Annotated in this window: 19 protein-coding genes; 7 read left to right on the forward strand and 12 right to left on the reverse strand. The window is 59.4% G+C overall.

What is annotated here, in order from left to right; all coding sequences use genetic code 11:
• Nucleotides 1-2,529: a PepSY domain-containing protein gene (locus tag ACOYXG_RS03600; RefSeq protein ID WP_460355950.1), complete on the reverse strand. Its 2,529-nt coding sequence runs from the start codon at nucleotides 2,527-2,529 to the stop codon at nucleotides 1-3.
• A 231-nt stretch (nucleotides 2,530-2,760) separates the two neighbouring features.
• Nucleotides 2,761-5,082: a TonB-dependent receptor gene (locus tag ACOYXG_RS03605; protein ID WP_096795326.1), complete on the reverse strand. Its 2,322-nt coding sequence runs from the start codon at nucleotides 5,080-5,082 to the stop codon at nucleotides 2,761-2,763.
• Nucleotides 5,083-5,289: 207 nt separating this feature from the next.
• Here ACOYXG_RS03605 and ACOYXG_RS03610 point away from each other — a divergent pair, with 207 nt between their 5' ends.
• From ACOYXG_RS03610 to ACOYXG_RS03625, 4 genes are all read left to right on the forward strand, one after another.
• On the forward strand, nucleotides 5,290-5,970 hold the full coding sequence (locus tag ACOYXG_RS03610; RefSeq protein ID WP_330207661.1) for a Fe2+-dependent dioxygenase: 681 nt from the start codon (nucleotides 5,290-5,292) through the stop codon (nucleotides 5,968-5,970).
• Nucleotides 5,967-6,722, forward strand: coding sequence for a tetratricopeptide repeat protein (locus tag ACOYXG_RS03615; protein WP_115988227.1), 756 nt, complete (start codon nucleotides 5,967-5,969; stop codon nucleotides 6,720-6,722). Before ACOYXG_RS03610 ends, ACOYXG_RS03615 begins: the two co-directional genes overlap by 4 nt.
• Before the next feature lie 201 nt (nucleotides 6,723-6,923).
• Nucleotides 6,924-9,140, forward strand: a complete 2,217-nt coding sequence (locus tag ACOYXG_RS03620; protein ID WP_183784682.1) for an alpha-xenorhabdolysin family binary toxin subunit A — start codon at nucleotides 6,924-6,926, stop codon at nucleotides 9,138-9,140.
• Between the two features lie 47 nt (nucleotides 9,141-9,187).
• Nucleotides 9,188-10,066 carry a hypothetical protein gene (locus tag ACOYXG_RS03625; RefSeq protein WP_183784680.1) on the forward strand — a complete coding sequence of 293 codons (879 nt, stop codon included), beginning with the start codon at nucleotides 9,188-9,190 and terminating at the stop codon, nucleotides 10,064-10,066.
• Nucleotides 10,067-10,113: 47 nt separating this feature from the next.
• Here the strand turns inward: ACOYXG_RS03625 and ACOYXG_RS03630 are convergent, their stop codons facing one another.
• The 5 genes from ACOYXG_RS03630 to ACOYXG_RS03650 all read right to left on the reverse strand — a co-directional run bounded on the left by ACOYXG_RS03630 (nucleotide 10,114) and on the right by ACOYXG_RS03650 (nucleotide 15,337).
• Nucleotides 10,114-11,277, reverse strand: coding sequence for a type III PLP-dependent enzyme (locus tag ACOYXG_RS03630; protein WP_460355956.1), 1,164 nt, complete (start codon nucleotides 11,275-11,277; stop codon nucleotides 10,114-10,116).
• A gap of 635 nt (nucleotides 11,278-11,912) precedes the next feature.
• Nucleotides 11,913-13,070: an osmoprotectant ABC transporter ATP-binding protein OsmV gene (locus ACOYXG_RS03635; protein WP_003221591.1), complete on the reverse strand. Its 1,158-nt coding sequence runs from the start codon at nucleotides 13,068-13,070 to the stop codon at nucleotides 11,913-11,915.
• The gene (locus ACOYXG_RS03640; protein WP_003221593.1) at nucleotides 13,067-13,720 is read right to left on the reverse strand and encodes an ABC transporter permease; all 654 of its coding nucleotides are present in this window, start codon (nucleotides 13,718-13,720) and stop codon (nucleotides 13,067-13,069) included. Before ACOYXG_RS03640 ends, ACOYXG_RS03635 begins: the two co-directional genes overlap by 4 nt.
• Before the next feature lie 12 nt (nucleotides 13,721-13,732).
• Entirely contained in the window at nucleotides 13,733-14,626 is an 894-nt protein-coding gene (locus ACOYXG_RS03645; RefSeq protein ID WP_027610805.1) for a glycine betaine ABC transporter substrate-binding protein, read from the reverse strand.
• A 21-nt stretch (nucleotides 14,627-14,647) separates the two neighbouring features.
• The gene (locus tag ACOYXG_RS03650; protein WP_177409065.1) at nucleotides 14,648-15,337 is read right to left on the reverse strand and encodes an ABC transporter permease; all 690 of its coding nucleotides are present in this window, start codon (nucleotides 15,335-15,337) and stop codon (nucleotides 14,648-14,650) included.
• 358 nt (nucleotides 15,338-15,695) lie between these two features.
• Here ACOYXG_RS03650 and ACOYXG_RS03655 point away from each other — a divergent pair, with 358 nt between their 5' ends.
• The 3 genes from ACOYXG_RS03655 to ACOYXG_RS03665 all read left to right on the forward strand — a co-directional run bounded on the left by ACOYXG_RS03655 (nucleotide 15,696) and on the right by ACOYXG_RS03665 (nucleotide 19,772).
• Nucleotides 15,696-17,279 carry a peptide chain release factor 3 gene (locus tag ACOYXG_RS03655; protein WP_007965665.1) on the forward strand — a complete coding sequence of 528 codons (1,584 nt, stop codon included), beginning with the start codon at nucleotides 15,696-15,698 and terminating at the stop codon, nucleotides 17,277-17,279.
• Nucleotides 17,280-18,158: 879 nt separating this feature from the next.
• Nucleotides 18,159-19,352, forward strand: coding sequence for an MFS transporter (locus ACOYXG_RS03660; RefSeq protein ID WP_460355961.1), 1,194 nt, complete (start codon nucleotides 18,159-18,161; stop codon nucleotides 19,350-19,352).
• 156 nt (nucleotides 19,353-19,508) lie between these two features.
• Nucleotides 19,509-19,772 (forward strand): hypothetical protein, encoded by a 264-nt coding sequence (locus tag ACOYXG_RS03665; RefSeq protein ID WP_027610809.1) that lies wholly within the window; start codon nucleotides 19,509-19,511, stop codon nucleotides 19,770-19,772.
• A gap of 200 nt (nucleotides 19,773-19,972) precedes the next feature.
• Here ACOYXG_RS03665 and ACOYXG_RS03670 read toward each other — a convergent pair whose 3' ends face one another.
• The 5 genes from ACOYXG_RS03670 to ACOYXG_RS03690 all read right to left on the reverse strand — a co-directional run bounded on the left by ACOYXG_RS03670 (nucleotide 19,973) and on the right by ACOYXG_RS03690 (nucleotide 25,548).
• Complete coding sequence (locus ACOYXG_RS03670; protein WP_027610810.1) at nucleotides 19,973-20,953, reverse strand: peptide ABC transporter ATP-binding protein; 981 nt, start codon at nucleotides 20,951-20,953, stop codon at nucleotides 19,973-19,975.
• A complete protein-coding gene (locus ACOYXG_RS03675) occupies nucleotides 20,953-21,921 on the reverse strand; it encodes an ABC transporter ATP-binding protein (protein WP_134785427.1) in 969 nt (322 codons plus the stop codon). The genes ACOYXG_RS03670 and ACOYXG_RS03675 overlap by 1 nt, the downstream gene beginning before the upstream one ends.
• Nucleotides 21,922-21,931: 10 nt before the next feature.
• Nucleotides 21,932-22,858 carry an ABC transporter permease subunit gene (locus tag ACOYXG_RS03680; protein WP_027610812.1) on the reverse strand — a complete coding sequence of 309 codons (927 nt, stop codon included), beginning with the start codon at nucleotides 22,856-22,858 and terminating at the stop codon, nucleotides 21,932-21,934.
• A 10-nt stretch (nucleotides 22,859-22,868) separates the two neighbouring features.
• On the reverse strand, nucleotides 22,869-23,879 hold the full coding sequence (locus ACOYXG_RS03685) for an ABC transporter permease subunit (protein ID WP_007953665.1): 1,011 nt from the start codon (nucleotides 23,877-23,879) through the stop codon (nucleotides 22,869-22,871).
• A gap of 73 nt (nucleotides 23,880-23,952) precedes the next feature.
• Entirely contained in the window at nucleotides 23,953-25,548 is a 1,596-nt protein-coding gene (locus ACOYXG_RS03690; protein ID WP_123587279.1) for an ABC transporter substrate-binding protein, read from the reverse strand.
• Nucleotides 25,549-25,596: the final 48 nt, after the last annotated feature.

The raw sequence follows: 25,596 nt of genomic DNA on the forward strand, positions 1-25,596 counted from the left end.
TCAGTACACGTCGCGGCGGTAGCGGCCCTGTTCGATCAGACGTTCGACTTCGGTGGTACCGAGGATGTCGTTGAGTGCCTGATCGACGCCGGCGGCCATGCCCTGCAGGCTGCCGCAGATGTAGATCACCGCACCGTCAGCCAGCCATTTTTTTAGCTCGTCAGCGGATTCGCGCAGGCGATCCTGCACGTAAATCTTTTGCGCCTGATCCCGCGAAAACGCCAGGTCCAGCCGCGCCAGATCACCATTGATCAACCACTCTTCCAGCTCCGCCCGGCAGAGGAAATCGTGCTGACGATTGCGCTCGCCGAACAGCAGCCAGTGACGCTGCTGACCGTCGGCGATGCGCGCCTTGAGCAGGCTGCGCAATCCGGCGAGGCCGGTGCCGTTGCCCAGCAGAATCATCGGCACCGGTTCGTTTGGCAAGTGGAAGCCACTGTTGCGTCGCACGCGCAGGCTGATGCTGCCGCCCACGGGCGCATGTTCGGTCAGCCAGCCGGAGCCGATGCCGAGGCTGCCATCGCTGTGCTGCTCCTGGCGCACGATCAACTCCAGCACGCCGTCGGCGGCAATCGAGGCGATCGAGTATTCGCGCATGGCCAGCGGCACCATCGCATCCACCAGCGCTTGTGCATGCAGGCCGACCAGATGCGCGCGATGCTCGGGCAACTGGCGGCTGGCGAGGGCGATTTCCAGTGGCTCTTCGAGTCCGTTGATCTTCACCGTGGTTTCGCCACGAATGCCGAGGCCGTCGAGGAAGTGTTCGATGGCCCACGGGCAGTTGCGCGGCAGCACTTCCACCAGATCGCCGGCCAGCCAGCTGCTGGTGCTCGGCGCCTTCAGGCCCAGCAGGTAAACCGGCGCGCCGCTGCTGTCGGGGTTCATCAGTTCGCGGCTGACCAGCGTCCTGTTGTCGTAGCTCGGCGCTTGCCAGGTGTCGACCGGCGCTTGCCCGGTCAGCTGTCCGAGCTGGGTTTGCCAATGACGCAGGGCGTAGGGGTCGCCGCTGTCGACTTCGACCGGGGCAAACAGGGTCTTGCCGCCGTGCTCGCCCAACCACTGATGCAGGCGTCGGGCGAAGCCGCAGAAATTCTGGTACTGGCGGTCGCCGAGGCCCAGCACCGCATAGTTCAGGCCGTCGAAGCTTGCAGCGTTGCTCAGCACTTTGCGCTCGAAACCGCGGGCGCTGTCCGGTGCTTCGCCGTCGCCGAAGGTGCTGACCACGAACAGAGCGTTATTCGATTCACGCAGATCCTGCGCGCTGACGTTCGCTAGCGGCTGCACCTTCACCGGCAACCCGGCGGCCTGCAATTGTCCGGCGGTCTGCCACGCCAGTTGTTCGGCAAAACCGCTCTGGCTGGCGAAACCCACCAGCCATGCCGGTGCATCAGCGGCCGGTGCCTGAAGACCTTTGCGCGCGTCCTGAATCTGCTTTTTCTTGCGTCGGCGATCCAGATACAACAGCCACCCGGTGATGAAAAACAGCGGCATGCACACCGCCGCGAGAGTGACGATGATCCGTCCGACCAGACCGAAATAGCTGCCGACGTGCAGCGCGTAAATGCTGGTCAACAGCTGCGCCTTGAAGCTCTTGTCAGCGTAGCGATCAACGCGTTTGACCACACCGGTGGCCGGGTCGAGGGTGATCTGGTTCAGCGCGCGATCATGCGGCGAGCTGTCGAGCAGGTAGAACACGGTCGCCGGTTGCCCGGCCACTGGCGGCATGCGGATGTTGTAGGCCGACAGGCCCGGGCCGGCAGCGCTGTAGATGCTGCTCCACATCGCCGCATAGTCGGCGGTCGGTGCCGGACCTTCTGGCGCCGGGCCGCGACCGCCGCGCGCGCGCTCGTTTTGCGGCGCATCGGAAAGCAGTCTGGTCAGGCCCTTGTTGTACCACTCGTACGACCAGGACAACCCGGTCAACGCCAGCAGCAAATACACCAGCAGGCACCAGGTGCCAGCCACCGAGTGCAGATCCCAGTTGAAGCTGCGGCCCTTTTTCTTCCAGTCAAGGGTCAGCCACACGCGCCAGCTGTTCCACTGGCGTGGCCAGCGCAGGTACAGCCCGGAGAGGCAGAAGAACAGCAGGATCAGGGTGCAGGCGCCGGTGATGTTGCGCCCGGTGTCGCCCATGGCGAGAAAGCGGTGCAGTTGCAGCATCAGGCCGAAGAAGTCCTGACCCACGGCGTCGCCCATGAACTCGCCGGTGTATGGGTTGAAGTAGCGCATCTCGCCACGGCGTTCGCCTTTTGGCGGGGTGAAGTAGACGCGCGCGGCGTTGCCACTGTCGGTCTCGACCCAGAGCATCCCGACTTTCTTGCCGGAGTTCGCTTCGATGTGTTCCACCAGCTCGACTGGAGGCAGGACGCCAGCGACCTGTTTTTCCACCTGCAACACCGACGGGTTCAGCGCCCGCAGAATTTCGTCCTGGAACGAATAGGCGGCACCGGTAATGCCCATCAGGGCCAGCACCAGCCCGGCAGTGATGCCGAAAAACCAGTGCAACTGGAACAGGGTTTTCTTCAACACGTCGCTCGCCTTGTCCGTTCGAAATTTGTTTCACGGCGCGCATTATGCCGTGGGTTGTCGAGAGCTTCTTTGATTACGCACAAAGGCCCCGTTCAGTCGATGAACGGGGCCAAGCCTGCGGCGCATACCTTGTGGGAGCGAGCCTGCTCGCGAAGGCGTCGTGTCAGTCAGCCTCTACTTAACTGACCCACCGCTTCGCGAGCAGGCTCGCTCCCACAGTTTCCACATCGGTCAGAAGTGGAAGTTGGTGCTCAACAGCGCCGTACGGCCCGCCGCCTGGTTGGCGAAGTGGGTCGAGAAGGCTTTGTCGTAGTAGGTTTCATTGGTCAGGTTTTGCACGTTGAGTTGCAGGTCGACGTTCTTGCTCAGCTTGTAGGCGGCCATCGCGTCGTAACGTACATAGGAATCGACCATGGTGGTGTTGGCCACGCTGCCGTAAACGTCGTCGACGTAGAACGCGCCGCCACCGAGGGTCAGCTTCGGCGTGACCTGATAAGTGGTCCACAGGCTGGCGCTGTTTTTCGGCGTGTTGGGCAACTCGTTACCGTTGTTGATTTTGTTGGCTGGCAGGTCACCGCCGTCCACCTGTTCGCTGTCCATGTAGGCGTAGCCGGCGAACACTTGCCACTTGTCAGTGATCTTGCCGCTGGCCGACAGCTCGATACCTTGCACGCGGGTCTTGCCGGCGTTCTCGTAGGAGGTGGTGTCGACTTGTACACGAGCGTTTTCTTTTTCGGTGCGGAAGATGTCAGCGGTCAGCGACAGGCGATCGTTCAACAGATCCCACTTGGTGCCGATTTCGTAGTTCTTGGTGGTTTCCGGCTCCATGTCGCTCTTGAGCAGGTTGCCATTGCGATCCGGGGTGCCACCCAGCGGGTTGCCTTCCTGGCCTTCGCCGAGGGTGTTGCCCGGTGGTGTCGCGGAAGTCGCGTAGGAGGCGTAGATGCTGCCGTTCGGTGCCGGTTTGTAGACCACGCCGAACTGACCGGTGACGAATTCGCTGGTGTCATCACCCTTGGAGGTGGTGGTGCCGGCGTTGTTGTAGGTCTTGTAGTCGGTGTCGAAATGGTCGTAACGCAGGCCCATGTTCACCAGCCACTGCTCGGACAACTCCAGGGTGTCGAACGCATACAGCGCGTAAGTGTTGGCCTTGGTGTCGGTGCCGGCGTAGTTGCGCGAGATCGCGCCGTTCCACGGATCGTTCGGGTTCGGGTTCGACAGCGAGGTGCAGTTGTAGCCGCTCGATGCGCCAATCATCGACGGGGTGCAATTGGTGGTCGCGGCGCTGGTGCGCGGCGTGGTGTCAGTGTTGACGTTGTACGAGGACTTCTGGCCTTCCTCACGGGTGTATTCGACACCGGTGGAGAAGCTGTTCTTGAAACCGGCGACGTAGAAATTGCCGAACAGATCAGTCTGGTTGGTGGTGGTCTCGGTGTTGCTGACCCGCGTGTTGGCACGGCGCCAGACGCTGCCATTGTTGACGTTGCCCTTGCTGTCGTCCGGCTGAGTCAAGATGTAATCCTGCATGCTGGTGCCGTGGCGCAGGGTGTTCTTGATGGTCAGCGAGTCGCTCAGGTCATGCTCGATGGCGAAGGTCGCGGTGTCGGTGCGGCCCTTGCGGAAGTCGCGATCCAGACCGTAGAAGTTGCTGTGATCACCACCGGCGTACGGCTTGTCCGGGTTGGACTTGGTGCGTGCTGCCGAACCGCCGGCCGGAATGGTGTAAGGGATGCCCGAGTCCGGGGTGTCGTTGCTTTCCAGATGGTAGTAGTCAAGATTGACGCGGGTGTCGGTGCCCAGGCCAAACGCCAGGGACGGCGCGATACCCCAGCGATCGTAGTCGACCTTGTCGCGACCGGCGACATTGCTCTCGTGGCTCATCAGGTTCAGGCGGCCGGCAGCGGTGTCGCTGAACTGGTAGTTGCCGTCCAGGGTGTAACGCTGGGTCTGGTCGGAACCCCAGGTGAAACCACCATCAAACGAATTGCCCAGGTGCGCTTTCTTGCTCACCAGGTTGATGCTGCCGCCAGCCGCGCCGCGACCGCCGATGGCGGAGTTCGGGCCCTTGCTGACTTCGATGTTTTCCACGGCAAAGATTTCGCGACTCTGCGAACCGGTGTCGCGCACGCCGTCGAGGTAGGTGTCGCCCTGGGCATCGAAACCACGAATGAACGGACGATCGCCCTGCGGGTTGCCGCCTTCACCGGCACCGAAGGTGATGCCCGGCACGGTGCGCAGCGCGTCCTGCATGTTCAGGGCGCCGGTGTCTTTCAGGACTTGTTGCGGAATGACGGTGACCGAGCGCGGCGTGTCGACCAGCGGCGCGGTGTACTTGGGCGAGGAGGCTTTTTCGACCTGGTAGGACGTCGAGTCCTGCGCTTCGCCGGTGATGGCGGTAGCGTCCAGAGCGATGGCATTGCCGGACGCTTTGCTGTCGGTCTTTTCCGCGGCGAAGACCATGTGCCCAGCAGAGCCGGCGGTGATGGCAACACCAATGGCCGAAGCAAGCAAACGTGGTGAACTGACCGGCAATTGAACCTGTTGACGTGACATTTTTATTCCCCTCCCCAAGGATTTGAGGTCGCGGAATATAGGGTAAACAGGTATTCGTATCAATTGCGAAACATTGTTATTCGCGACGAATTTACATTCTTTACAATTTAACCTTACGGTTTTTGCCGATTCATTCGTCGTGCGGGTTTTACACAGCCAATAAGAATCAATACCATTGGCATCCCTTTACCATCAGGTACGATCGCCATGCTGCTGCACATCCCCGGCCTGTTCGCCAAAGCAGAAGTGCAGCGCATCCGCGAGGCGCTGGAGCAGGCGGATTGGGCCGATGGCAAGATCACCGCCGGCTATCAGTCGGCGAAGGCCAAGCACAATCTGCAGCTCCCGGAAGGCCACCCACTGGCCAAAGAAATCGGCGCAGCGATGCTCGAACGGTTGTGGAAAAATCCGCTGTTCATGTCGGCCGCGCTGCCGCACAAAGTATTCCCGCCGTTACTCAACTGCTACACGGCGGGCGGCAGTTTCGACTTTCACATCGACAACGCCGTGCGTCAGCCCAAAGGCAGCATCGAGCGGGTGCGCACCGATCTGTCGGCCACGCTGTTTTTCAGCGAACCCGAGGATTACGACGGCGGCGAGCTGGAGATCCAGGATACTTTCGGCACGCAACGGGTGAAACTGCCCGCCGGCGACATGGTGCTATACCCCGGCACCAGCCTGCACAAGGTCAATGCCGTCACCCGCGGCGCGCGTTATGCGTCGTTCTTCTGGACCCAAAGTCTGGTGCGCGAAGACAGCCAGCGCGCCCTGCTGTTCGAGATGGATGGGGCGATCCAGCAACTGACGCAAGACATGCCCGATCATCCGTCGCTGGTCCGTCTCACCGGCACCTATCACAATCTCTTGCGGCGCTGGGTCGAGGTATGAGTTTTCAACTGCGACGCGAAGAAGTACTCGACGGCGCCCAGCTCAACGCCATGCTTGAAGAAAGCCCGGCGCGTGCGGCGCAGGCGATTCTGCTCGCGGCCGGCCAGGGCATTGTTGAAGCGCAGGCGCTGCTCGGGCAGATCCTGCTCGATGGCCGTGGCATCGCCCAGGATCAACCCTTGGCACTGCGCTGGTTTGGTATCGCTGCCGGGCAAGGGCACTTGATGGCGCGCAACATGCTGGGGCGTTGTCATGAACATGGCTGGGGGTGTGTGGCGAATGCCGCGATTGCCGCGCAGCATTATCGAATTGCCGCTGACGCGGGGCTGGATTGGGCGATGTACAACCTGGCCAACCTGTTGGGTACCGGGCGCGGAGTGACGTTGGATCATGCTCAGGCCCTGGGGCTGTATCAGCGCGCCGCTGAAGCCGGCCACGCCAAGTCGATGAACCTGCTGGGGCGTTATCTGGAAGAAGGGCTGGTCTGTCGGGCCGACCCGGTCGCCGCACGCGACTGGTACCGACGCTCGGCCGAGGGCGGAGATTTTCGTGGGCAGTTCAGTTATGCCGCAATGCTGGCTGATGCTGGATTGATCGAGGACGCACTGGGCTGGTTGCGCAAGGCACTGGCTACAGGGAACGTGAATTTTCTGCGGGTGAGCATGGGTTCATTATCGAGCGCCCGTCATCCGTCGATTCGCCAGATGGCCGATGCTTATCGGCAGCGGCTTGGGGAATTGCTCTTCGCTTGAGTCATTAAAAAGTCTTTCGGTTGGCCATTGGTTAGTTGGCTTTTCTGCTTCTTGTATTTAATTTTAATAGTTAATAACTTGGCGAATTAGTTGTATCTGCCTACTGTCGGGTTCGATGTTGTTCAAGTGATTGGAAGTTTCTTGTCTACATCGAAAATAAATTAGCCGTTATTAATATCCACGGAAGACAAGGAGTCTTTGATGGAACTCAAGTTAAATGACAAGGTGGTCGAGGCCGCCGCGAAAGCGCCTCTGGCATTTGTAAATGCCTCGCTGGGCGTGGGTGAGGAATATAACCGTGGTACCGGTATACAACTGACCAAAGAGCAAATTATCAGTCTAAGGAAGTATGAAGTTCTCGGCCTCTCGCTGCCCGTCCGGTTGCAAGATGTTATTGCCTATCTGAACTATGGTGCGGGTGATGAAGGCGGCGTGGGCCTGAAAGCGGGAGATTTCCTGCGTACCTTCAGCATGACCTATGATCACGCCAAACGCTGGTCGCCATTGCGCGAAAAGATCATGTTGACCGGTAACGATCTGAGAATCTTTGCTGGCAGTATTATCCGCACGGGTAACGCCATTGTTGAAGTGTATGAGGATCTCAAGGCCTCGAGGTATCTCGAAGAGCACAACATCAATACGCCTGAGGAATACCTGAATCTGCAACGGCAGATTCCGGGTCTGCCTGATCTTGACCTGTCTTCGGAAGATATCCTGGATATCAAGGCGTATCTCAATGACCTGTTGGCAAAAGTTGCGCATTGTCATCAGGAAGCCGAGCGCGTTCGGGCCCTGCTGGACAGTTTTGGCGCCGATATGCGTGAAAAGGTGCTGCCGGAAATTGCCTTGCGGCTGCAGTTCGTCTCCAGGAACACTTATCAGAACGATACCAAGGCGCTGCAGGAAGTCATTGATCAGCGCGCAAAAGAAATTGATGAACTGAACAAACAGTACGATCAACTGGTGCAGGAAGCGATCAAGTCGGCAGCCACCCTGAATATTGGCGGATTGATTCTTGGCATTTACCAAGGCGTCAAGGCCGAGAAAATCCGCTCTGAACGTAATCGCCTGAAGCAACTGCAGCAGGTCGATAACCAGAGTATGGCAAGCAAGAACCAGACGCTGAGTTCGTTGAACAAGGTTCGAGATGATTTGCAGAATTTGAGTTACGTGGCGATTGAAGCCGAGGTCGCGACTCAGAACCTGATGCTGGTATGGAATGCCCTCAGTGATTACGTCGAGGCGTCGTTCAAGGAAGTTGACGGTATTTTCGAAGCGACTTCGCTACGCCGTTTCAAGATTCAATTACTGAGTATCATCGATCCCTGGGAGCAGATAAAAGTCAGCTCTGATCAGTTGCTGAAAGTGTTTGAAGAGGCTGACAGGGAATATGAAAGAAGTGGGCTGGTTGTTCGGAGTGGGTCAATGATGTCTTTGCTATCGGTTAGTTCGGCTGTACCCGCATTCAACATGCCCCGCCTGCGTGAGCATAATGCGGGTGTGCAGGGTCTTAATACCACGGCTCAGATGCTCTTCGAGCAATTCGATTACATGCCTGGAACTGTCGGGGCCATGAACAATCTGGCGCTCGCCATCAACAAGGCCACCTACGATCTGCGGAGTCAGGCACAGGCCACCAGCATTTACCTGGAACGCGCCGATAAAAAACTGCGCAGCTATCAAGCTGAGCTGGAGTATCCGGACGACGCGGACGAAGTTCGCGAGGATATGGAGGTCGAGCTGAAGAATATCTTCAACAAGGTGGCGGTGCAGAACGAAGATCTGAAAGCTGTGCACAAGAGCATCAGCGCTTATTACGATCGCAGCGCCTCGGCCGAGTGGATCGTGACGCTCAAGGCCGAGCGTGTCACCACGATCGAGCTCAAGGCCAGATCCGACAAAAAACTCGCAGACCTGACGACCGAAATGAAGTCTGTTTCCGAGGGTATTGATCTGATCGCCAAGGCTGGCATCGAGAAAATTGGCGAACAAGCGCAGTTGTCTCTGGAAAGCCTGAAGGCATTGGGACTGGCGCCACCTCAGGTGCAAGTTGCCCTGCTGGCTATCGAGACGCTGAAGAAACTGATTTCCGGCATTGGCGAGGCCGTTTCCTTTCTCAATATGCTGGCAGCGTACAACCGGCTGAATGAACAGGCAGGTGATCTGCGCACACAGATCAACAAATACAGCAAAGACCTCGCGCGCATTGAAGGCCGGATCGAGCTGGTCGAAACCCTGGATCAACTGGATGACGGCCGTGCGGCTTACGCTGGAGAGTTCAGCGTTCTGATCGATGACTTTACCCGCTTCGCCAATGATTTCAGACAGAACACTGCGCTTCCCGTTGAAACCCGGGCGCAAGCAGCGATTGATCGAGTCGCCGAAGTCGTCAGGCATCTACAGAGCATTCATCAATAACAAGGAGCTGGAAAGGTGGGCGACTAGCCTGCCTTTCCTGAAACGGCATGAATGCTTTGGCTTATGAATTTTCAGCGATGCAACGGCGTGTACTGGACCGTTACGCGCGATTTCTCGGCACCTTGCCGACGACATTCAATGCGATACCGCTGGTCTTCGAGCGCCGGAGAAAGGCAGGGCATCAATTGGCCGTCCTGGCCAAAGACTCGCGTCTGGAGAACGCCCGGTTCAATCAGCGCTATCTGCAGGATTTCTGGGCTCGTACCGAAGCGTCGAGGCGTCTTGGCGCAGGGTATCTAGGGGATCTGCAAGTGTTTACCCGCGAAGCCCTGGATATCACAGGCAACACCTCCAGACACGAGCCTGTCAGCCAGGTGGACTTTCGGCTGTTCAGCCTTTCGCGGTCGACCAGCTGGCAGTTGTTCCCAGCAGAGGATGTGCCTGACCTGATCCACGAACTGGCACTGCGTTTCTATGCGCTGCAGGCCGAGATACGGCAGCTGAAATACACAGTCGTGGAAGTGTACGACGAGTCATTTGGCTTGAAGTCAGTGTTTCTCGGCGCTATGGATCACCGCTCCTGCCTGTGTCATGCGACGCCAACCGTTGCCGAAGGGTTGTTTGGCGATTCATTGACGACGCCTGTCTGGGATCTGGCTTATGCATCGACCGATCCGGCCATCAGGGCGGCTGAATACCAGGCTGATATCGCGGCGTTATTCAATGGGTTCGTGTCGGTGAATACGCAGATGGGGCTATTCATCGAAGCGCTTTATCAGCGCCTCGACAACGTGTGCAATCAACTCTTGCAGGCGAAGGCTGCGGTGAAACTGAGTGAGCTGAATTTCAAACTCGCCGCGATGACCGAGAGCGCCAATGAGTGCATGGCAATGCTTGATCATCTTGAGGCGTGGCTGCGCCCATAAAAAAAGGCCCATGATTGCTCATGGGCCTTTTTCTCAATCGCTACGTATTACACGTAGAACGATTTCAGCGGCGGGAAGCCATTGAATTCGACGGCGCTGTAACTGGTGGTGTACGCACCGGTCGACAGCCAGTACAGGCGATCACCGATGGCCAGGTTCAGCGGCAGGCCGTATTTGTAGTTCTCGTACATGATGTCGGCGCTGTCGCAGGTCGGGCCGGCGATGACCACTTCTTCCATCTCGCCTTTCTTCTCGGTCCAGATCGGGAACTTGATCGCCTCGTCCATGGTTTCGATCAGGCCGGAGAACTTGCCCACATCGGTATACACCCAGCGCTCGACGGCGGTGCGGGATTTACGCGCAACCAGTACCACTTCGCTGACCAGAATACCGGCGTTGGCAATCAGCGAACGGCCCGGTTCCAGAATGATTTCCGGCAGGTCATCGCCGAAGTCTTCCTTCAGGAAGCGGATGATTTCTTCGGCGTAGGTTTCCAGGCTGTTGGTGCGGGTGATGTAGTTGGCCGGGAAGCCGCCACCCATGTTGATCAGCTTCAAGTGAATGCCGTCTTCTTCTTTCAGGCGTTCGAAGATCACTTTGACCTTGGCGATCGCCGCGTCCCAGACACTGATGTCGCGCTGTTGCGAACCGACGTGGAACGAGATGCCGTACGGCACCAGGCCCAGGTCGCGGGCGAGGATCAGCAGGTCCATGGCCATGTCGGTCTGGCAGCCGAACTTGCGCGACAGTGGCCAGTCAGCGGTGGTTGAGCCTTCGGTGAGGATGCGCACATAGACTTTCGCACCCGGCGCAGCCTTGGCAATGTTGCGCAGGTCGGCTTCGGAGTCGGTGGCGAACAGGCGCACACCCTTCTCGTAGAAGTAGCGGATGTCCTTGGACTTTTTGATGGTATTGCCGTAGCTGATCTGGTCCGGGCTGACGCCACGGCTCAGCACTTTGTCCAGCTCATAGATGGAGGCGATGTCGAAGCTCGAGCCTTTCTCTTTGAGCAGGTCGATGATCTCGACAGCCGGGTTGGCCTTGACCGCGTAGTAGACCTTGGCGAATTCGAAACCGGCGCGCAGGTCGTCGTAGGCCTGGGCGATCATCGCGGTGTCGATCACCACGAACGGGGTTTCATGTTTGTCGGCGAACGCCTTCATTTTCTGAAAGGTTTCGCGCGCGAAATAGTCTTCGACCTGGATCGACATGCTGGAGTGCTCCTATGGGCAAACGGGTAAAAACATGGGTGTAAATGAACGTCCTCCGTATCCCCACTTTGGTTCGCCTACTTCCCAAGGCATGTCGCCGAAAGCAAAAAGGCCACGGGCGTTTTTGCCCTTGGCCTTGCTGTCTCGTCGTCAGTACTTGAGCCGGATGGATCGTTTCCAGCATGGACGTTCGGCGCGAACTTTAGGGCGTGAGGGGCCTGAGATCAACTAAAAATGTCGCGTTTTTGCACGCTTCTGACGTACGTCGCGGATATCACTCTTTGTAGCCGACCGAGATGACGGACAGATGTTCCCCGGGAATTTTCATGTGTTAAAAATACCTGCACGTTCGCGGCTTTTGTCGGCTAATTAGCGGGGAAGTGTGATCGGCGCAACATCGGCGACGTTGGCGGCGGGAGGTGGATGTGAGGGGGATTTTGGCCGTTTGGGAGCGGGTGTTTGCAGAGGTTCTGTGAACGCAGCTGTTGAGATTCTTTTCCGCCCTGCGAATCATCAGGAAATTGCACGAATCCTGTGGGAGCGGGCTTGCTCGCGAAGACATTTTCACAGCCGACGTCACCGCCGACGGCCACTACGCATTCGCGAGCAGGCTCGCTCCCACAGGTCAGGTGTTTTTACGCGACCACAGCCTCAGCCGGCGAGACGATATTGGTCTTCATCCCGCGCGAACGACCCGAGCTCAGGTAAGCCGCAATCGACTCCTGCGTCACCTCACCGAGGAACACCCGCTCGGCATCCATCACCGGCAGCCACGAACGGTTGAACTCGTACATGCGCGACAACAGGATGCGCAGGTGTTCGTCGTACGCCGCGGTGGCGTTGAACTCACGCAGATACTGCGCGCAGGTGCCGGTCTGGCGGTGCAGGTCGCGACGACGCACATAGCCCAGCGCCTTGTTCTCGGCACAGGTGACCACCACATAGCGTCGGTCATGCTCGTCCATCAACTCCAGCGCATCGGCCACCGGGGTTTCGGGGCTGACTGACGGCGCGTTGTCCGCTGCGTCTTCAGCCTTCACCAGCAGCAGGCGTTTGAGGGTGCTGTCCTGGCCGACGAAGTTGCTGACGAAATCATCTGCCGGATGCGCGAGCAGGGTGTCCGGATGATCGATCTGCAGCAGTTTGCCGGCACGGAAGATCGCGATCTTGTCACCGAGTTTGATCGCCTCGTCGATGTCGTGGCTGACCATGATCACGGTCTTGTTCAGCGCGCGCTGCATCTCGAAGAACTCGTTCTGGATCATCTCGCGATTGATCGGGTCGACCGCACCAAACGGCTCGTCCATCAGCAACAACGGCGCATCCGCCGCCAATGCGCGGATCACACCGATACGCTGTTGCTGGCCGCCGGACAGTTCACGCGGATAGCGATGCAGATACTGCTTGGGCTCGAGCTTGATCATGCTCATCAGTTCGCGAGCGCGGTCGTGGCATTTCTGTTTGTCCCAGCCGAGCAGTTTCGGCACCACGACGATGTTCTCTTCGATGGTCATGTTCGGGAACAGGCCGATCTGCTGGATCACGTAGCCGATGTTGCGGCGCAGGGTGACTTCGTCGAGGTCGGTGGTGTCTTCGCCGTTGATCAGGATCTTGCCCGAGGTCGGCTTGATCAGGCGGTTGATCATTTTCAGCGTGGTGCTTTTGCCGCAACCCGATGGCCCGAGGAACACACAGATTTCGCCTTCATTGACGGTCAGGCTCACCGAGTCCACGGCTTTGACATCTTTGCCGTTGCTCTGGAAGGTCTTGCTGAGGTTTTGAAGTTCGATCATTTGAGGAGTCCTTTTGGAGTCAGCGTACGTTGCAGCCACTGCAGGAGAAGGTCGGCGAAGATCGCCAGAAGACTGACCAGCAGCGCGCCGACGATCAGCATCGACATGTCGCTGCGGCTGATGGAGGCGAGGATCAGCACGCCAAGGCCACCGGCGCCGATGGTCGCGGCGATGGTCATCACGCCGATGTTCATCACCACGGCGGTGCGCACCCCGGCGAGGATCACCGGCACTGCAATCGGCAACTCAACCATGCGCAGGCGCTGGCCGAAGGTCATGCCGATGCCGCGTGCAGCTTCACGAATGCCCGGCTCGACGCCGGTCAGGGCGAGATAGGTGTTGCGCATGATCGGTAGCAGCGAATAGAGGAACACCGCGGTGATTGCCGGCATTGGCCCCAGGCCCTGGCCGAACTTGGAGTAGAACGGCAGCAGCAGTCCGAACAGGGCAATCGACGGCACGGTCAGCAGCACCGTGGCGCTGGCCTGCAAGGGACCGGCGAGGCTCGGGAAGCGCGTCATCAGGATGCCCAGCGGCACACCGATGAAAATCGCCAGCGTTACCGCGATGCCAACCAGGGTGATGTGCTGCCAGGTCAGGTGCATCACCTGCTGCCAGTCGAGGTGGGAAAAGGCGTTGAGAAATTCCATGACTTTTCCTCCTTAGTTGAGTGGGTGCTGGCGCAGGAAATCCGCGGCCACTTTCGATGGGCTTTCGTGATCGACATCGACCCGCGCGTTGAGTTGGCGCATGGTTTCGTCGTCGAACAGTTGCGCCAGCGGCTTGAGTTGCTCGGCCAGTTGCGGGTGCTTGTCCAGATACGCCTGACGCACCACTGGCGCGGCGGTGTAGTCGGGGAAGTAGTGCTTGTCGTCTTCCAGCAGCTTCAAGCCGAAGGCGTTGAGGCGGCCGTCGGTGGTGTAGACCAGACCGGCAAACACCTGGCCGTTGCGCAGCGCGGTGTAGACCAGCCCGGCGTCCATCTGCCGGATGTTCTTGCGGGTCAGGTTCATGTCGTAGAGCTTGACCATGCCGTCCAGACCGTCGGAGCGGTTGGCGAACTCGGTGTCCAGCGCCACCAGGTGATTGGTCTTGGCTTCATCGCGCAGCACCTTGTTCAGGTCGCTGATGGTGTTGATCTGCGGGTACTCCTCGGCGACTTTTTTCGGCAGGGCGAGGGCGTAGGTGTTGCTGAATTTCGACGGGGTCAGCCAGACCAGGCCTTTTTTCGCGTCGAGTTCTTTGACCCGGGCGTAGGACTGTTCGCTGTCGAGTTTTTCGGTGACATGGTTGTAGGCCACCAGCGACACGCCGGTGTATTCCCAGAGCATGTCCAGTTGTCCGCTTTCGTGGGCGCTGCGGGCGAGGTTGCTGCCCAGACCGCCGGTGATCTGCGCGTCGTAGCCTTTGCTGCGCAGGTATTGCGCGGTGATTTCCGCGAGCAGGGTCTGCTCGGTGAACACCCGGGCGCCGAGGCGAATGAGCGGTTTTTCCGCCGCCTGGGCAAATCCTGCGAACAGCATGATGCAGCCTAAGATCAAGCTAAATCGTTTCATAAGTATTCCTTCGCAAGAGCCTTAAGACGGGCGCAAACCGCGTTCCAGCCAGAGACGGCTGGCGAGGGTGACCACGCCATCGAGCAGCAGGGCCAGCAGCGCTGTGCACGCGGCGCCGAGCAGCAGTTGCGGCTGATTGTTCAGGGCGATGCCAGGGAAGATCAGGCTGCCGAGGCTGTTGGCGCCGATCAGGAATGCCAGCGGCGCGGTGCCGACGTTGATCGCCAGTGCCACGCGCACGCCACCGATGATGATCGGCACGGCGTTGGGCAATTCAACTTTCCACAGCACCTGGCGCGGGGTCATGCCGATGCCGACGGCGGCTTCCTTAAGCGAGCCCTGAACGTTTTTCAGGCCTTCGTAGGTGTTGCGCACGATCGGCAACAGAGAAGCGAGGAACAAAGCGAAGATCGCCGGACCACTGCCGATGCCGAGAATCCCCAGGGCAATCGCCAGTACGGCCAGCGGTGGCACGGTGTTGCCGATATTGAAGATCTGCATGAAGCGTTCAGCGCGGCCGACCATGGTCGGGCGACTGAGAAAGATACCGGCGGGGATGCCCACGACAAGGGCGGCCAGCATTGAAGCGAGGACGAGAATCAGATGAGCTTGCAGGTAAAACAACAAATCGTCGCGGTAGTGTTCGATCGTGTTGATGCCGATCCAGTGGATCAGCAGGGCCAGGAGCGCGATAACCACCGCACCTCCCATCAGCCCTTTGCCATAGCGGATAGCCACAGGCGGACTCCTTTTTTATAGTCGGCGAACGCTCTCCCGTGTGGCATGCCAAGCCTTGGCTGCCGGGAATAAACGTTCGCGAGAAGCAGCTCCTTCAGCACCGGCAACAAGCGGTCTGAAAGCGAGCCATGAGCGCAGCCTCGTCAGGCTAACTTGCTGATTTTTCAGCCCCTGACGAAATGTCGTAACAGGGGATGGACGTCTCCGTGCTTTAAAAGGTTCCCATCCGGGGCAGCATTTGGCCACCCTTAATGTGCTCAACGGTTCGGTTATTGCATCGAGTTGGGCTATAATCGCGGCCCTTTTTTGAATCACCGCCAGGCGATTTCCCATGACCAACCAGGCCGCCGAAGTCGCGAAACGCCGCACTTTCGCCATTATTTCCCACCCCGATGCCGGTAAAACCACGATCACCGAGAAGCTCCTGTTGATGGGCAAGGCGATTGCAGTGGCCGGTACGGTGAAATCCCGTAAATCCGACCGCCATGCGACATCCGACTGGATGGAGATGGAGAAGCAGCGGGGTATTTCCATTACCACGTCGGTCATGCAGTTCCCGTATCGCGAACACATGATCAACCTGCTCGACACCCCGGGCCACGAAGACTTCTCCGAAGACACCTACCGCACCCTGACGGCGGTCGACTCGGCGCTGATGGTGCTCGACGGCGGTAAAGGCGTCGAGCCACGGACCATCGCCCTGATGGACGTCTGCCGTCTGCGTGACACGCCGATCGTCAGCTTCATCAACAAACTCGACCGTGACATCCGCGACCCGATCGAACTGCTCGACGAAATCGAAGCCGTCCTGAAGATCAAGGCAGCGCCGATCACCTGGCCGATCGGTTGCTACCGCGACTTCAAGGGCGTGTACCACCTGGCCGATGACTACATCATTGTCTACACCGCCGGTCACGGTCACGAACGCACCGAAACCAAGATCATCGAGAAACTCGACTCCGACGAGGCGCGCGCGCACCTGGGCGATGAGTACGAGCGCTTTCTCGAACAACTGGAACTGGTGCAGGGCGCCTGCCACGAGTTCAACCAGCAGGAGTTCCTCGACGGTCAACTGACCCCGGTGTTCTTCGGTACCGCACTGGGCAACTTCGGTGTCGACCACGTGCTCGACGCCGTCGTTGACTGGGCACCGCGTCCGCTGGCCCGCGTCGCCAACGAGCGTACCGTGGAGCCGGTGGAAGAGAAGTTCTCGGGCTTCATCTTCAAGATCCAGGCGAACATGGACCCGAAGCACCGCGACCGTATCGCCTTCATGCGTATCTGCTCCGGCAAGTACGAGAAAGGCATGAAGATGCGCCACGTGCGTACCGGCAAGGACGTGCGCATCGGCGACGCCCTGACGTTCTTCTCCTCCGAGCGTGAACAGCTGGAAGAGGCGTACGCCGGCGACATCATCGGTCTGCATAACCACGGCACGATCCAGATCGGCGACACCTTCAGCGAAGGTGAAGTCCTCGGTTTCACCGGTATCCCGCACTTCGCCCCGGAACTGTTCCGCCGCGTGCGCCTGCGCGATCCGCTGAAATCCAAGCAACTGCGTCAGGGCCTGCAACAGCTGGCCGAAGAAGGCGCGACCCAGGTGTTCTTCCCGGAGCGCAGCAACGACATCATTCTTGGCGCCGTCGGTGTGCTGCAGTTTGATGTGGTCGCCAGTCGTTTGAAGGAGGAATACAAGGTTGAGTGCTCGTATGAGCCGATCACTGTTTACTCCGCGCGCTGGATCGAGTGCAGCGACAAGAAGAAGCTTGAGGAATTTTCCAACAAGGCGGTGGAGAACCTCGCACTGGATGGTGGTGGGCACCTGACCTACCTGGCGCCGACGCGGGTTAACCTGGCGTTGATGGAAGAGCGGTGGCCGGATGTGAAATTCCGGGCGACGCGTGAGCATCATTAAGCGCTGAGCTGGGTTGTCTGGAGCCCCTGAGGTGTAGGCCTTGGGGGCTTTTTTTGGGCTTTGTCTTGGCGGCCTTTGGGCCGACCAGGTTCTTGGTTTTTTTGTGTACATATCCGTTTTTTAGGTGATGGCGGATTAGGGTTCCGCCCTTACGGCGGGTCACTTTTGACAAACGCCTCAAAAGTAACCAAAAAGGCTTGCTCCTGCGTTCGGCCCGCTCGCTGGGGCTCGGGGTCCCTTCGCTGCGGGATTGATCCGGGCGCAGCGCCTACGGTTTGCTTCGCTGCACCTCCTCTCGCTGTGTTTGGCTGCGCCAAACGGTCGCTGCGCTCCCACCCCCGGATCAATCCCTCCACTCAGCCTTCCGATGTCGCCCGTGGATCAAGATCAAGAGCGGTACTCGAGCTTGCGCTCATTGTTTTGAGTGGGGCGGCTGCGCCGCATGGGGCATACACAAATCAAAACTGTGGGAGCTGGCTTGCCAGCGAAGGCGGCCTGACAGCCGGCCAATCTCCAACTGAGCACAACCAATCCCACTGTAGGAGCCAGCCTGCTGGCGATGGCGGCCTGACAGCCGACCAATCTCTAACTGATTGCACCCAATCCAATTGTGGGAGCGGGCTTGCTCGCGAAAGCGGTTTCACAGCCGGCCAATCTCTAACTGAGCACAACCAATCCCACTGTAGGAGCCAGCCCGCTGGCGATGACGATCTGACAGCAGACCATTTTTTCTAATCCAATTGAGCGACTGAAGGAAGCTCCTTGCAGGGACTGTAGGACGAATCCGTATTTTGAGATCTCGAGGTTCTTGAGCGCGACAACCGGCGCGCTGGACGTTAGTGTTCAAGGTCATGCCGGTCGCTTTGAGAGGTCAATGGAATGACGCGCAACCTCATCCATCTGCTGCGCCCCAATGGCTATTTCAGTCTGATGGCCTGGGTGCTTGCGGCGTTGCTGTTCATCAATCGTCTGAGCAGCATGGTCAAGTTGTTCATGGCGCTGTATCTGCGCCAGGAGCTGGGGCTGGCGATTGAAACCGTCGGCTGGTTGCTGTCGGCCTATGGTGCCGGGTTGTTGGTCGGTTCGATGCTCGGTGGGCTGCTCAGTGATCATGTGCGCACGGCGCGGCTGACGGCGACGTTGTTCTTTGTTTCGGTGTGGGTATTGATCTTGCTGGGGCTGGTCTCGCAAGTGCCGTTGCTTGCGGCATTGCTGTTGCTCAGCGGGACGATCGATGGGGCCATTCGCACCCTGCACCAGCGCCTGATCATGGAGTACTGCGAAGTCGCTCAACGCTCGCGCGCGCAGGCCTTGAGCCGGGTGGCGCGTAACCTTGGCATGGCCGCCGCGGGTGTGGCGGGCGGGGTGTTGGCGCAGACGGATTTCCGTTGGGTGTTTTTCGGCAGCGCGGCGATGACGCTGCTGGCCTTGCTGTGGTTTGTTCGCACTACGTGGCGTCGGCCGGTACTGATCAATGACGCCCCCTCTACAAACGGCGCCGGTGGATCCGTTGCGCCGTTTTACGATAAAGCGTTCCTGTGGTTGCTCGCGGCGACGGCCGTGCTTGGCATTGCATTCGACACGGTCTACAGCACGCTGGGCAATTATCTGCGTGATTACTACCACTTGAGTACCGAGGCGATCGGCTGGCAGTTCGGGCTCAATGCGTTGCTGGTGATCGCCTTGCAGATTCCCTTGTCACACTGCGGCGAGCGTTGGGGCACGCGGCGGCAAATGCTCGCGGGGAGTTTGTTGCTGGCCGGCGGATTGGGCATGTTGCCGTTCGGATCCGGGCCGGCGTTCGTCTGCCTGTCGACGGTGATCTGGACCTTGGGCGAGGCGTTGTTCATGCCGCCGCTGAATGTGCTGGCGATGCAATTTGCCCAGCGCGGCAAAAGCGGCCAGTACTTTGGTCTGTTCTTTATGAGCTGGAGCGCCAGTGCGCTGTTGTCGCCGGTGCTCAGCGGTCAGTTGTACGGCAATTTCGGTGGCCATAGCGTCTGGCTGGGTAGCGCCGTACTGGTGTTGATGTCGATTCCCTTGACGTGGCAAGCGACCCGCCCGCTTAGCTGATTACGCGATAGGTGTTATTCGAAACCTGTCTGTCTGTGGAGGGCATTTCTGTCTGCTCGTTAGCGTCCTATCTGGTGAACCCGACGGATCGGAACTAGATTTCACACAGCGCCAGTCAGGCACCCATGTCTCACCTGAAAGTGGATGGAGTCAGCTATGAAAAGCAGGTTGCTACGGTTTTTATTGCTATTGAAAGTGATGGTCATGCTGTCCCTCGGCACCGCGACGGCCTGGGCGGAGTGCGAGGATCACGATTCCCAGGCCTTTAACGGCCAGGTTGGACACAGCGGCCTGATGCTCGCCAAGTCCGAATCAGAGCCAGGTGATCAGGGGCAGGGTGGCAGCGCCGATGACGATGACTCGACTACTGATGAACCGGACTCTGATGATCCGGACGACGAAGGCGACAGCCAGACGTAAATCGCAAATAAAAGAAAACCCCTTCTTCCCCGACTGATGCGCAATCGGGGGAGAAGGGGTTTGGTTAACGCTTTAGCGACAACTCAAGTTCCCTGTGGGAGGTGGCTTGCTCCCGAAAGCGGTGTGTCAGTCACCATTATCAGTGACTGTCACACCGCATTCGCGAGCAAGCCCGCTCCCACACTTTCGTCCGCCGTTAATCAGGCGGCGCCGTCGAGGAATTGCTCGGCGTAGTGGCAGGCCACCTGGCGATTATCCAATTCACGCAACAACGGCTCTTCAGTGCTGCAACGCTCGGTCGCGTACGGGCAGCGCTTGTGGAACGCGCAGCCCGGTGGCGGGTTCAGCGGGTTGGGCAATTCGCCGACGATCTTGATTTTCGGCTTGTTCGGGTCCGGGTGAATGGTCGGGGTCGCCGACAGCAACGCCTGGGTGTATGGGTGCAGGGGACGTTCGTAGATAGCGTCTTTCGGGCCCATTTCCACCGGGCGACCGAGGTACATCACCATCACGTCATCGGCCACATGTTGCACCACCGCCAGGTTGTGCGAAATGAACACGTACGCCGTGTTGAACTCTTGCTGCAGATCCATGAACAGGTTCAGCACCTGGGCCTGAATCGACACGTCCAGTGCCGAGGTAGGCTCATCCGCCACCAGCACTTTCGGTTGCAGCATCATCGCCCGGGCGAGAGCGATCCGCTGGCGCTGACCGCCGGAGAACATGTGCGGATAGCGCTGGTAGTGCTCGGGACGCAAGCCGACCTGCTTCATCATCGCCTGGACTTTTTCGCGGCGTTCAGCGGCGGACAGGTTGGTGTTGATCAGCAGCGGCTCGCCGAGTTGGTCACCGACTTTCTGCCGAGGATTCAATGACGCGTACGGGCTCTGGAACACCATCTGCACGTCTTTGCGCAGTTGCTTGCGCTGAGCCTTGTCGGCACCGGCGACTTCCTGGCCGGCGATTTTCAACGAACCGGACGACGGCTCTTCAATCAGGGTCAGGGCACGGGCGAGGGTGGATTTGCCGCAGCCCGATTCGCCGACCACGGCGAGGGTCTTGCCGGCTTCCAGTTCGAACGACACGCCGTTGAGCGCGCGTACGGTGGCGTGCCCCTTGAACAGGCCACGGGACACTTCGTAGTGACGGGTCAGGTCGCGGGCGGTAAGTACGACGGCCATTACGCCACCTCCTGGTTCAGCGGGAAGAAGCAGCGCGCGAGGCTGTTGCTTTTCGGATCAAGGGCCGGACGCTGCGCGCGGCAGGTGTCCTGCACGTACGGGCAGCGCGGCGACAGCAGGCAGCCCTGCGGACGGTCATAACGGCCCGGGACGATGCCCGGCAGTGTCGCCAGACGCTCGGCGCCCTGGCTGTGTTCCGGAATCGCCTTGAGCAACGCTTCGCTGTAAGGGTGCGCCGGGATGTCGAACAGTTGCGGCACTTGACCGACTTCAACAGCCTGGCCGGCGTACATCACACAGACGCGCTGAGCGGTTTCGGCCACGACCGCGAGGTCGTGAGTGATCAGCACCAGGCCCATGTTCTGTTCTTTCTGCAACGCCAGCAGCAGATCCATGATCTGTGCCTGAATCGTAACGTCCAGCGCCGTGGTCGGTTCGTCGGCGATCAGCAGTTTCGGCTCGCCGGCAATCGCCATGGCAATCGCGACACGCTGGCTCATACCGCCAGACAGTTGGTGCGGGTAGGCGTCCATACGGCTGGCGGCGCCCGGGATCTCCACTTTTTCCAGCAGTTCGATGGCGCGTTTGCGCGCTTGCTTGCCGGACATTTTCAGGTGCAGGCGCAGCACTTCTTCGATCTGGAAACCGACGGTGTAGCTCGGATTGAGCGCGGTCATCGGGTCCTGGAACACCATCGACAGGTCTTTGCCGACGATTTGCCGACGTTGACGATTGCTCAGCTTGAGCATGTCTTTGCCGTCAAAGCTGAGCGAGTCGGCGGTGACGATGCCGGGATGCTCGATCAGGCCCATCAGCGCCATCATGGTCACGGATTTACCCGAACCCGATTCGCCAACGATTGCCAGGACTTCGCCTTTGTCGACTTTCAGGTCGAGGCCATCGACAACGGGTGTCGCGGTTTTGTCGCCGAAGCGAACGTTGAGATTCTTGATTTCTAGCAGTGACATGGGAATCTCCTCAGGCGGCGTTCTTGAGTTTCGGGTCCAGCGCATCGCGCAGACCGTCGCCCATCAAGTTGATTGCCAGCACGCTGAGCAAAATGGTCAAACCAGGCAGACTCACGACCCACCAGGCGCGTTCGATGTAATCGCGGGCCGAGGCCAGCATGGTGCCCCATTCAGGGGTTGGCGGTTGTACGCCAAGGCCGAGGAAGCCCAGTGCCGCAGCATCGAGAATCGCCGAGGAGAAGCTCAGGGTGGCCTGCACGATCAGCGGCGCCATGCAGTTCGGCAGCACGGTGATGAACATCAGACGTGGCAGACCGGCACCGGCCAGGCGCGCGGCGGTCACGTAGTCGCGGTTCAGTTCGCCCATCACGGCGGCGCGGGTCAGACGCACGTAGGACGGCAGCGATACCACAGCAATGGCGATCACGGTGTTGATCAGGCCAGGGCCGAGGATGGCGACGATCGCCACAGCCAGCAGCAGGGACGGCAGGGCCAGCATGATGTCCATCAGACGCATGATGGTCGGGCCGATCATTTTCGGGAAGAAACCGGCGAACAGACCCAGCAGGATCCCCGGGATCAGCGACATCACCACCGACGACAGACCGATCAGCAGCGACAGGCGCGAACCCTGAATCAGCCGTGACAGCAGGTCGCGACCCAGTTCATCGGTGCCGAGCAGGAATTGCATCTGCCCGCCTTCGAGCCACGCCGGTGGCGTCAGCAGGAAGTCACGGTATTGCTCGCTTGGGTTATGCGGCGCGACCCACGGCGCGAAGATCGCGCAGAAGATGATCAGCAGCATGAACAGCAGGCCGGCAACCGCGCCCTTGTTCTTGGAGAAGGCTTGCCAGAATTCTTTGTACGGTGACGGGTACAGCAGGCTTTGATCCGCGCTTGGGGCGGAAGTGGCTACTGAGGATGTTGGAGTGCTCATGGTATGGACCTCAGCGCTGATGACGGATGCGTGGGTTGGCAAAGCCGTAGAGGATGTCCACTACGAAGTTGACCAGAATCACCAGGCAGGCGATTAACAGGATGCCGTTTTGCACAACCGGGTAGTCCCGGGCGCCGATGGCTTCGATCAGCCATTTACCGATGCCGGGCCAGGAGAAAATGGTTTCGGTCAGGACTGCACCGGCCAGCAGGGTGCCGACTTGCAGGCCGACCACGGTCAGCACCGGAATCAGCGCGTTGCGCAGGCCGTGCACGAACACCACGCGCGAGGGCGACAGGCCTTTGGCCTTGGCGGTACGGATGTAGTCTTCACGCAGCACTTCGAGCATCGACGAACGGGTCATCCGCGCGATCACCGCCAGCGGAATGGTGCCAAGCACGATGGCCGGCAGGATCAGGTGATGCAGGGCGTCGAGGAATGCGCCCATGTCATCGGCCAGCAGCGTGTCGATCAGCATGAAACCGGTGCGCGGCTCGATGTCGTAAAGCAGGTCAATCCGCCCGGAAACCGGGGTCCAGCCCAGACTCACCGAGAAGAACATGATCAGGATCAGGCCCCACCAGAAGATCGGCATCGAATACCCCGCCAGGGAGATGCCCATCACCCCATGGTCGAACAGGGATCCTCGCTTGAGCGCCGCAATCACCCCGGCCAGAAGACCGAGGATGCCGGCAAACAGCAGGGCGGCCATGGACAGTTCCAGGGTCGCCGGGAAGAGGGAGGTGAACTCGGTCCATACGCTCTCACGCGTACGCAGGGATTCGCCGAGATCGCCGTGGGCCAGTTTGCCGATGTAGTCCAGGTACTGGGCATACAGCGGTTTGTTCAGACCTAGGCGTTCCATTGCCTGAGCGTGCATTTCGGGGTCGACCCGACGTTCGCCCATCATCACTTCCACGGGGTCGCCCGGAATCATGCGAATCAACGCGAAAGTCAGCAAGGTGATGCCGAAAAACGTGGGGATCAACAACCCCAGTCGGCGGGCAATAAAACTAAACATCTTGTGTGGTACCTCATCAGCCGGTTAGGCGTGCCCGGCGCCCCTGGGGTCAGGGAGGCCGGGAGTTTCTTATCTACTTCACCTGGGTAGTGGCGAAGTTATTGGTTGTGAGAGGGCTGATGTGATAACCCTCTACGTTGTTGCGCATTGCGGTAAACATCCGGGTGTGGGCCATGCTGATCCACGGTTGGTCCTGATTAAACAGCACCTGGGCCTGTTCGTAGAGTTTGGCGCGTTCGGCCGGATCTACTTTAGCCCGTGCTTCGTCGAGCAGTGCCTGGAATTTCTCGTTGCACCAGCGCGCGTAGTTTTCGCCGTTCTTGGCTGCTTCGCAACTGAGCATAGGCGTCAGGAAGTTATCCGGGTCGCCGTTGTCGCCCGCCCATCCGGCCGACACCATGTCGTGCTCGCCGGCCTTGGCGCGCTTGAGCATTTCGCCCCATTCCATCACGCGGATGTCGATCTTGATTCCGACTTTCGCCAGGTCAGCCTGCATCATCTGCGCGCCGAGCATCGGGTTCGGGTTGGTCGGGCCGCCACCGTTACGGGTAAACAGGGTAAACACGGTGCCTTCCGGAACCCCGGCTTCCTTGAGCAAGGCACGGGCCTTGTCCAGATCGCGTGGCGGGTTCTTCAGGTCGTGGTTGTAGCCCAGCAGCGTCGGCGGGTACGGGTTGACCGCCACCGAGGCGTTGCCTTTGCCGAACAGCGCGTTGACGTAGGCTTCCTTGTCGAACGCGATGTCGATGGCCTTACGCACACGCACGTCGCTGATGTACTTGTGCTGGGTGTTCATGGCGATGTACGAGACGGTCATCGCGTCCATCTCGTCGACTTTCAGGTTGCTGTCTTTCTTGATGCTCGGGATGTCATCCGGTTTCGGATACAGCGCGATCTGGCACTCGTTGGCCTTGAGCTTCTGCAGGCGCACGTTGTTGTCGGTGGCGATCGCCAGGATCAGCGCGTCGGCCGGGGCCTTGCCGCGGAAGTAGTCCGGGTTGGCCTTGAAGCGCACCTGCGCATCCTTGGCATAACGCTGGAAGATGAACGGGCCGGTGCCGACTGGCTTGTTGTTGAGGTCGCCGGTCTTGCCGGACTTGAGCAACTGGTCGGCGTATTCGGCCGGGTAGATCGAGGAGAACGCCATGGCGATGTCGGCCAGGAACGGCGCTTCGCGGCGGGTCAGGGTGAACTTGACCGTGTTGTCGTCGACTTTCTCTACGCTTTTGAGCAGTTCCTTGAAGCCCATGCTTTCAAAGTACGGGAAGCCCACGCTCGACAGTTTGTGCCATGGGTGATTCGGGTCCAGCTGACGCTGGAAGCTCCAGACCACATCGTCGGCGTTCATGTCGCGGGTCGGCTTGAAGTATTCGGTGGTGTGAAACTTGACGCCTTTGCGCAGGTGGAACGTATAGGTCAGGCCGTCTTCACTGATGTCCCAGGATTCGGCCAGTGCCGGAATCACTTCGGTGGTGCCGGGCTTGAAGTCGGCCAGGCGGTTGAAGATCGTTTCGGCCACCGCATCGGCAGTGACTGCAGTTGTGTACTGGACCATATCGAAGCCTTCCGGACTGGCTTCGGTGCAGACCACCAAGGGTTTGGCCGAGACGCCGATGGCGGCGCTCAACAACGCGGCAGCGACGGCCGCACGTAGGGGAAGCATTTTCATCGATAACCCTCTGCAATCGGTTGAAGACAAAAAACCGAACGGCCGACT

Source organism: Pseudomonas sp. G3-39 (assembly GCF_054790485.1).

Excerpts from the sequence above, each read along its gene's own strand:
- ACOYXG_RS03605 (WP_096795326.1), bottom strand. The coding sequence starts at position 5,082 with ATGTCACGTCAACAGGTTCAATTGCCGGTCAGTTCACCACGTTTGCTT.
- ACOYXG_RS03610 (WP_330207661.1), top strand. The coding sequence starts at position 5,290 with ATGCTGCTGCACATCCCCGGCCTGTTCGCCAAAGCAGAAGTGCAGCGC.
- ACOYXG_RS03615 (WP_115988227.1), top strand. The coding sequence starts at position 5,967 with ATGAGTTTTCAACTGCGACGCGAAGAAGTACTCGACGGCGCCCAGCTC.
- ACOYXG_RS03620 (WP_183784682.1), top strand. The coding sequence starts at position 6,924 with ATGGAACTCAAGTTAAATGACAAGGTGGTCGAGGCCGCCGCGAAAGCG.
- ACOYXG_RS03625 (WP_183784680.1), top strand. The coding sequence starts at position 9,188 with ATGAATGCTTTGGCTTATGAATTTTCAGCGATGCAACGGCGTGTACTG.
- ACOYXG_RS03630 (WP_460355956.1), bottom strand. The coding sequence starts at position 11,277 with ATGTCGATCCAGGTCGAAGACTATTTCGCGCGCGAAACCTTTCAGAAA.
- ACOYXG_RS03635 (WP_003221591.1), bottom strand. The coding sequence starts at position 13,070 with ATGATCGAACTTCAAAACCTCAGCAAGACCTTCCAGAGCAACGGCAAA.
- ACOYXG_RS03640 (WP_003221593.1), bottom strand. The coding sequence starts at position 13,720 with ATGGAATTTCTCAACGCCTTTTCCCACCTCGACTGGCAGCAGGTGATG.
- ACOYXG_RS03645 (WP_027610805.1), bottom strand. The coding sequence starts at position 14,626 with ATGAAACGATTTAGCTTGATCTTAGGCTGCATCATGCTGTTCGCAGGA.
- ACOYXG_RS03650 (WP_177409065.1), bottom strand. The coding sequence starts at position 15,337 with ATGGGAGGTGCGGTGGTTATCGCGCTCCTGGCCCTGCTGATCCACTGG.
- ACOYXG_RS03655 (WP_007965665.1), top strand. The coding sequence starts at position 15,696 with ATGACCAACCAGGCCGCCGAAGTCGCGAAACGCCGCACTTTCGCCATT.
- ACOYXG_RS03660 (WP_460355961.1), top strand. The coding sequence starts at position 18,159 with ATGACGCGCAACCTCATCCATCTGCTGCGCCCCAATGGCTATTTCAGT.
- ACOYXG_RS03665 (WP_027610809.1), top strand. The coding sequence starts at position 19,509 with ATGAAAAGCAGGTTGCTACGGTTTTTATTGCTATTGAAAGTGATGGTC.
- ACOYXG_RS03670 (WP_027610810.1), bottom strand. The coding sequence starts at position 20,953 with ATGGCCGTCGTACTTACCGCCCGCGACCTGACCCGTCACTACGAAGTG.
- ACOYXG_RS03675 (WP_134785427.1), bottom strand. The coding sequence starts at position 21,921 with ATGTCACTGCTAGAAATCAAGAATCTCAACGTTCGCTTCGGCGACAAA.
- ACOYXG_RS03680 (WP_027610812.1), bottom strand. The coding sequence starts at position 22,858 with ATGAGCACTCCAACATCCTCAGTAGCCACTTCCGCCCCAAGCGCGGAT.
- ACOYXG_RS03685 (WP_007953665.1), bottom strand. The coding sequence starts at position 23,879 with ATGTTTAGTTTTATTGCCCGCCGACTGGGGTTGTTGATCCCCACGTTT.
- ACOYXG_RS03690 (WP_123587279.1), bottom strand. The coding sequence starts at position 25,548 with ATGAAAATGCTTCCCCTACGTGCGGCCGTCGCTGCCGCGTTGTTGAGC.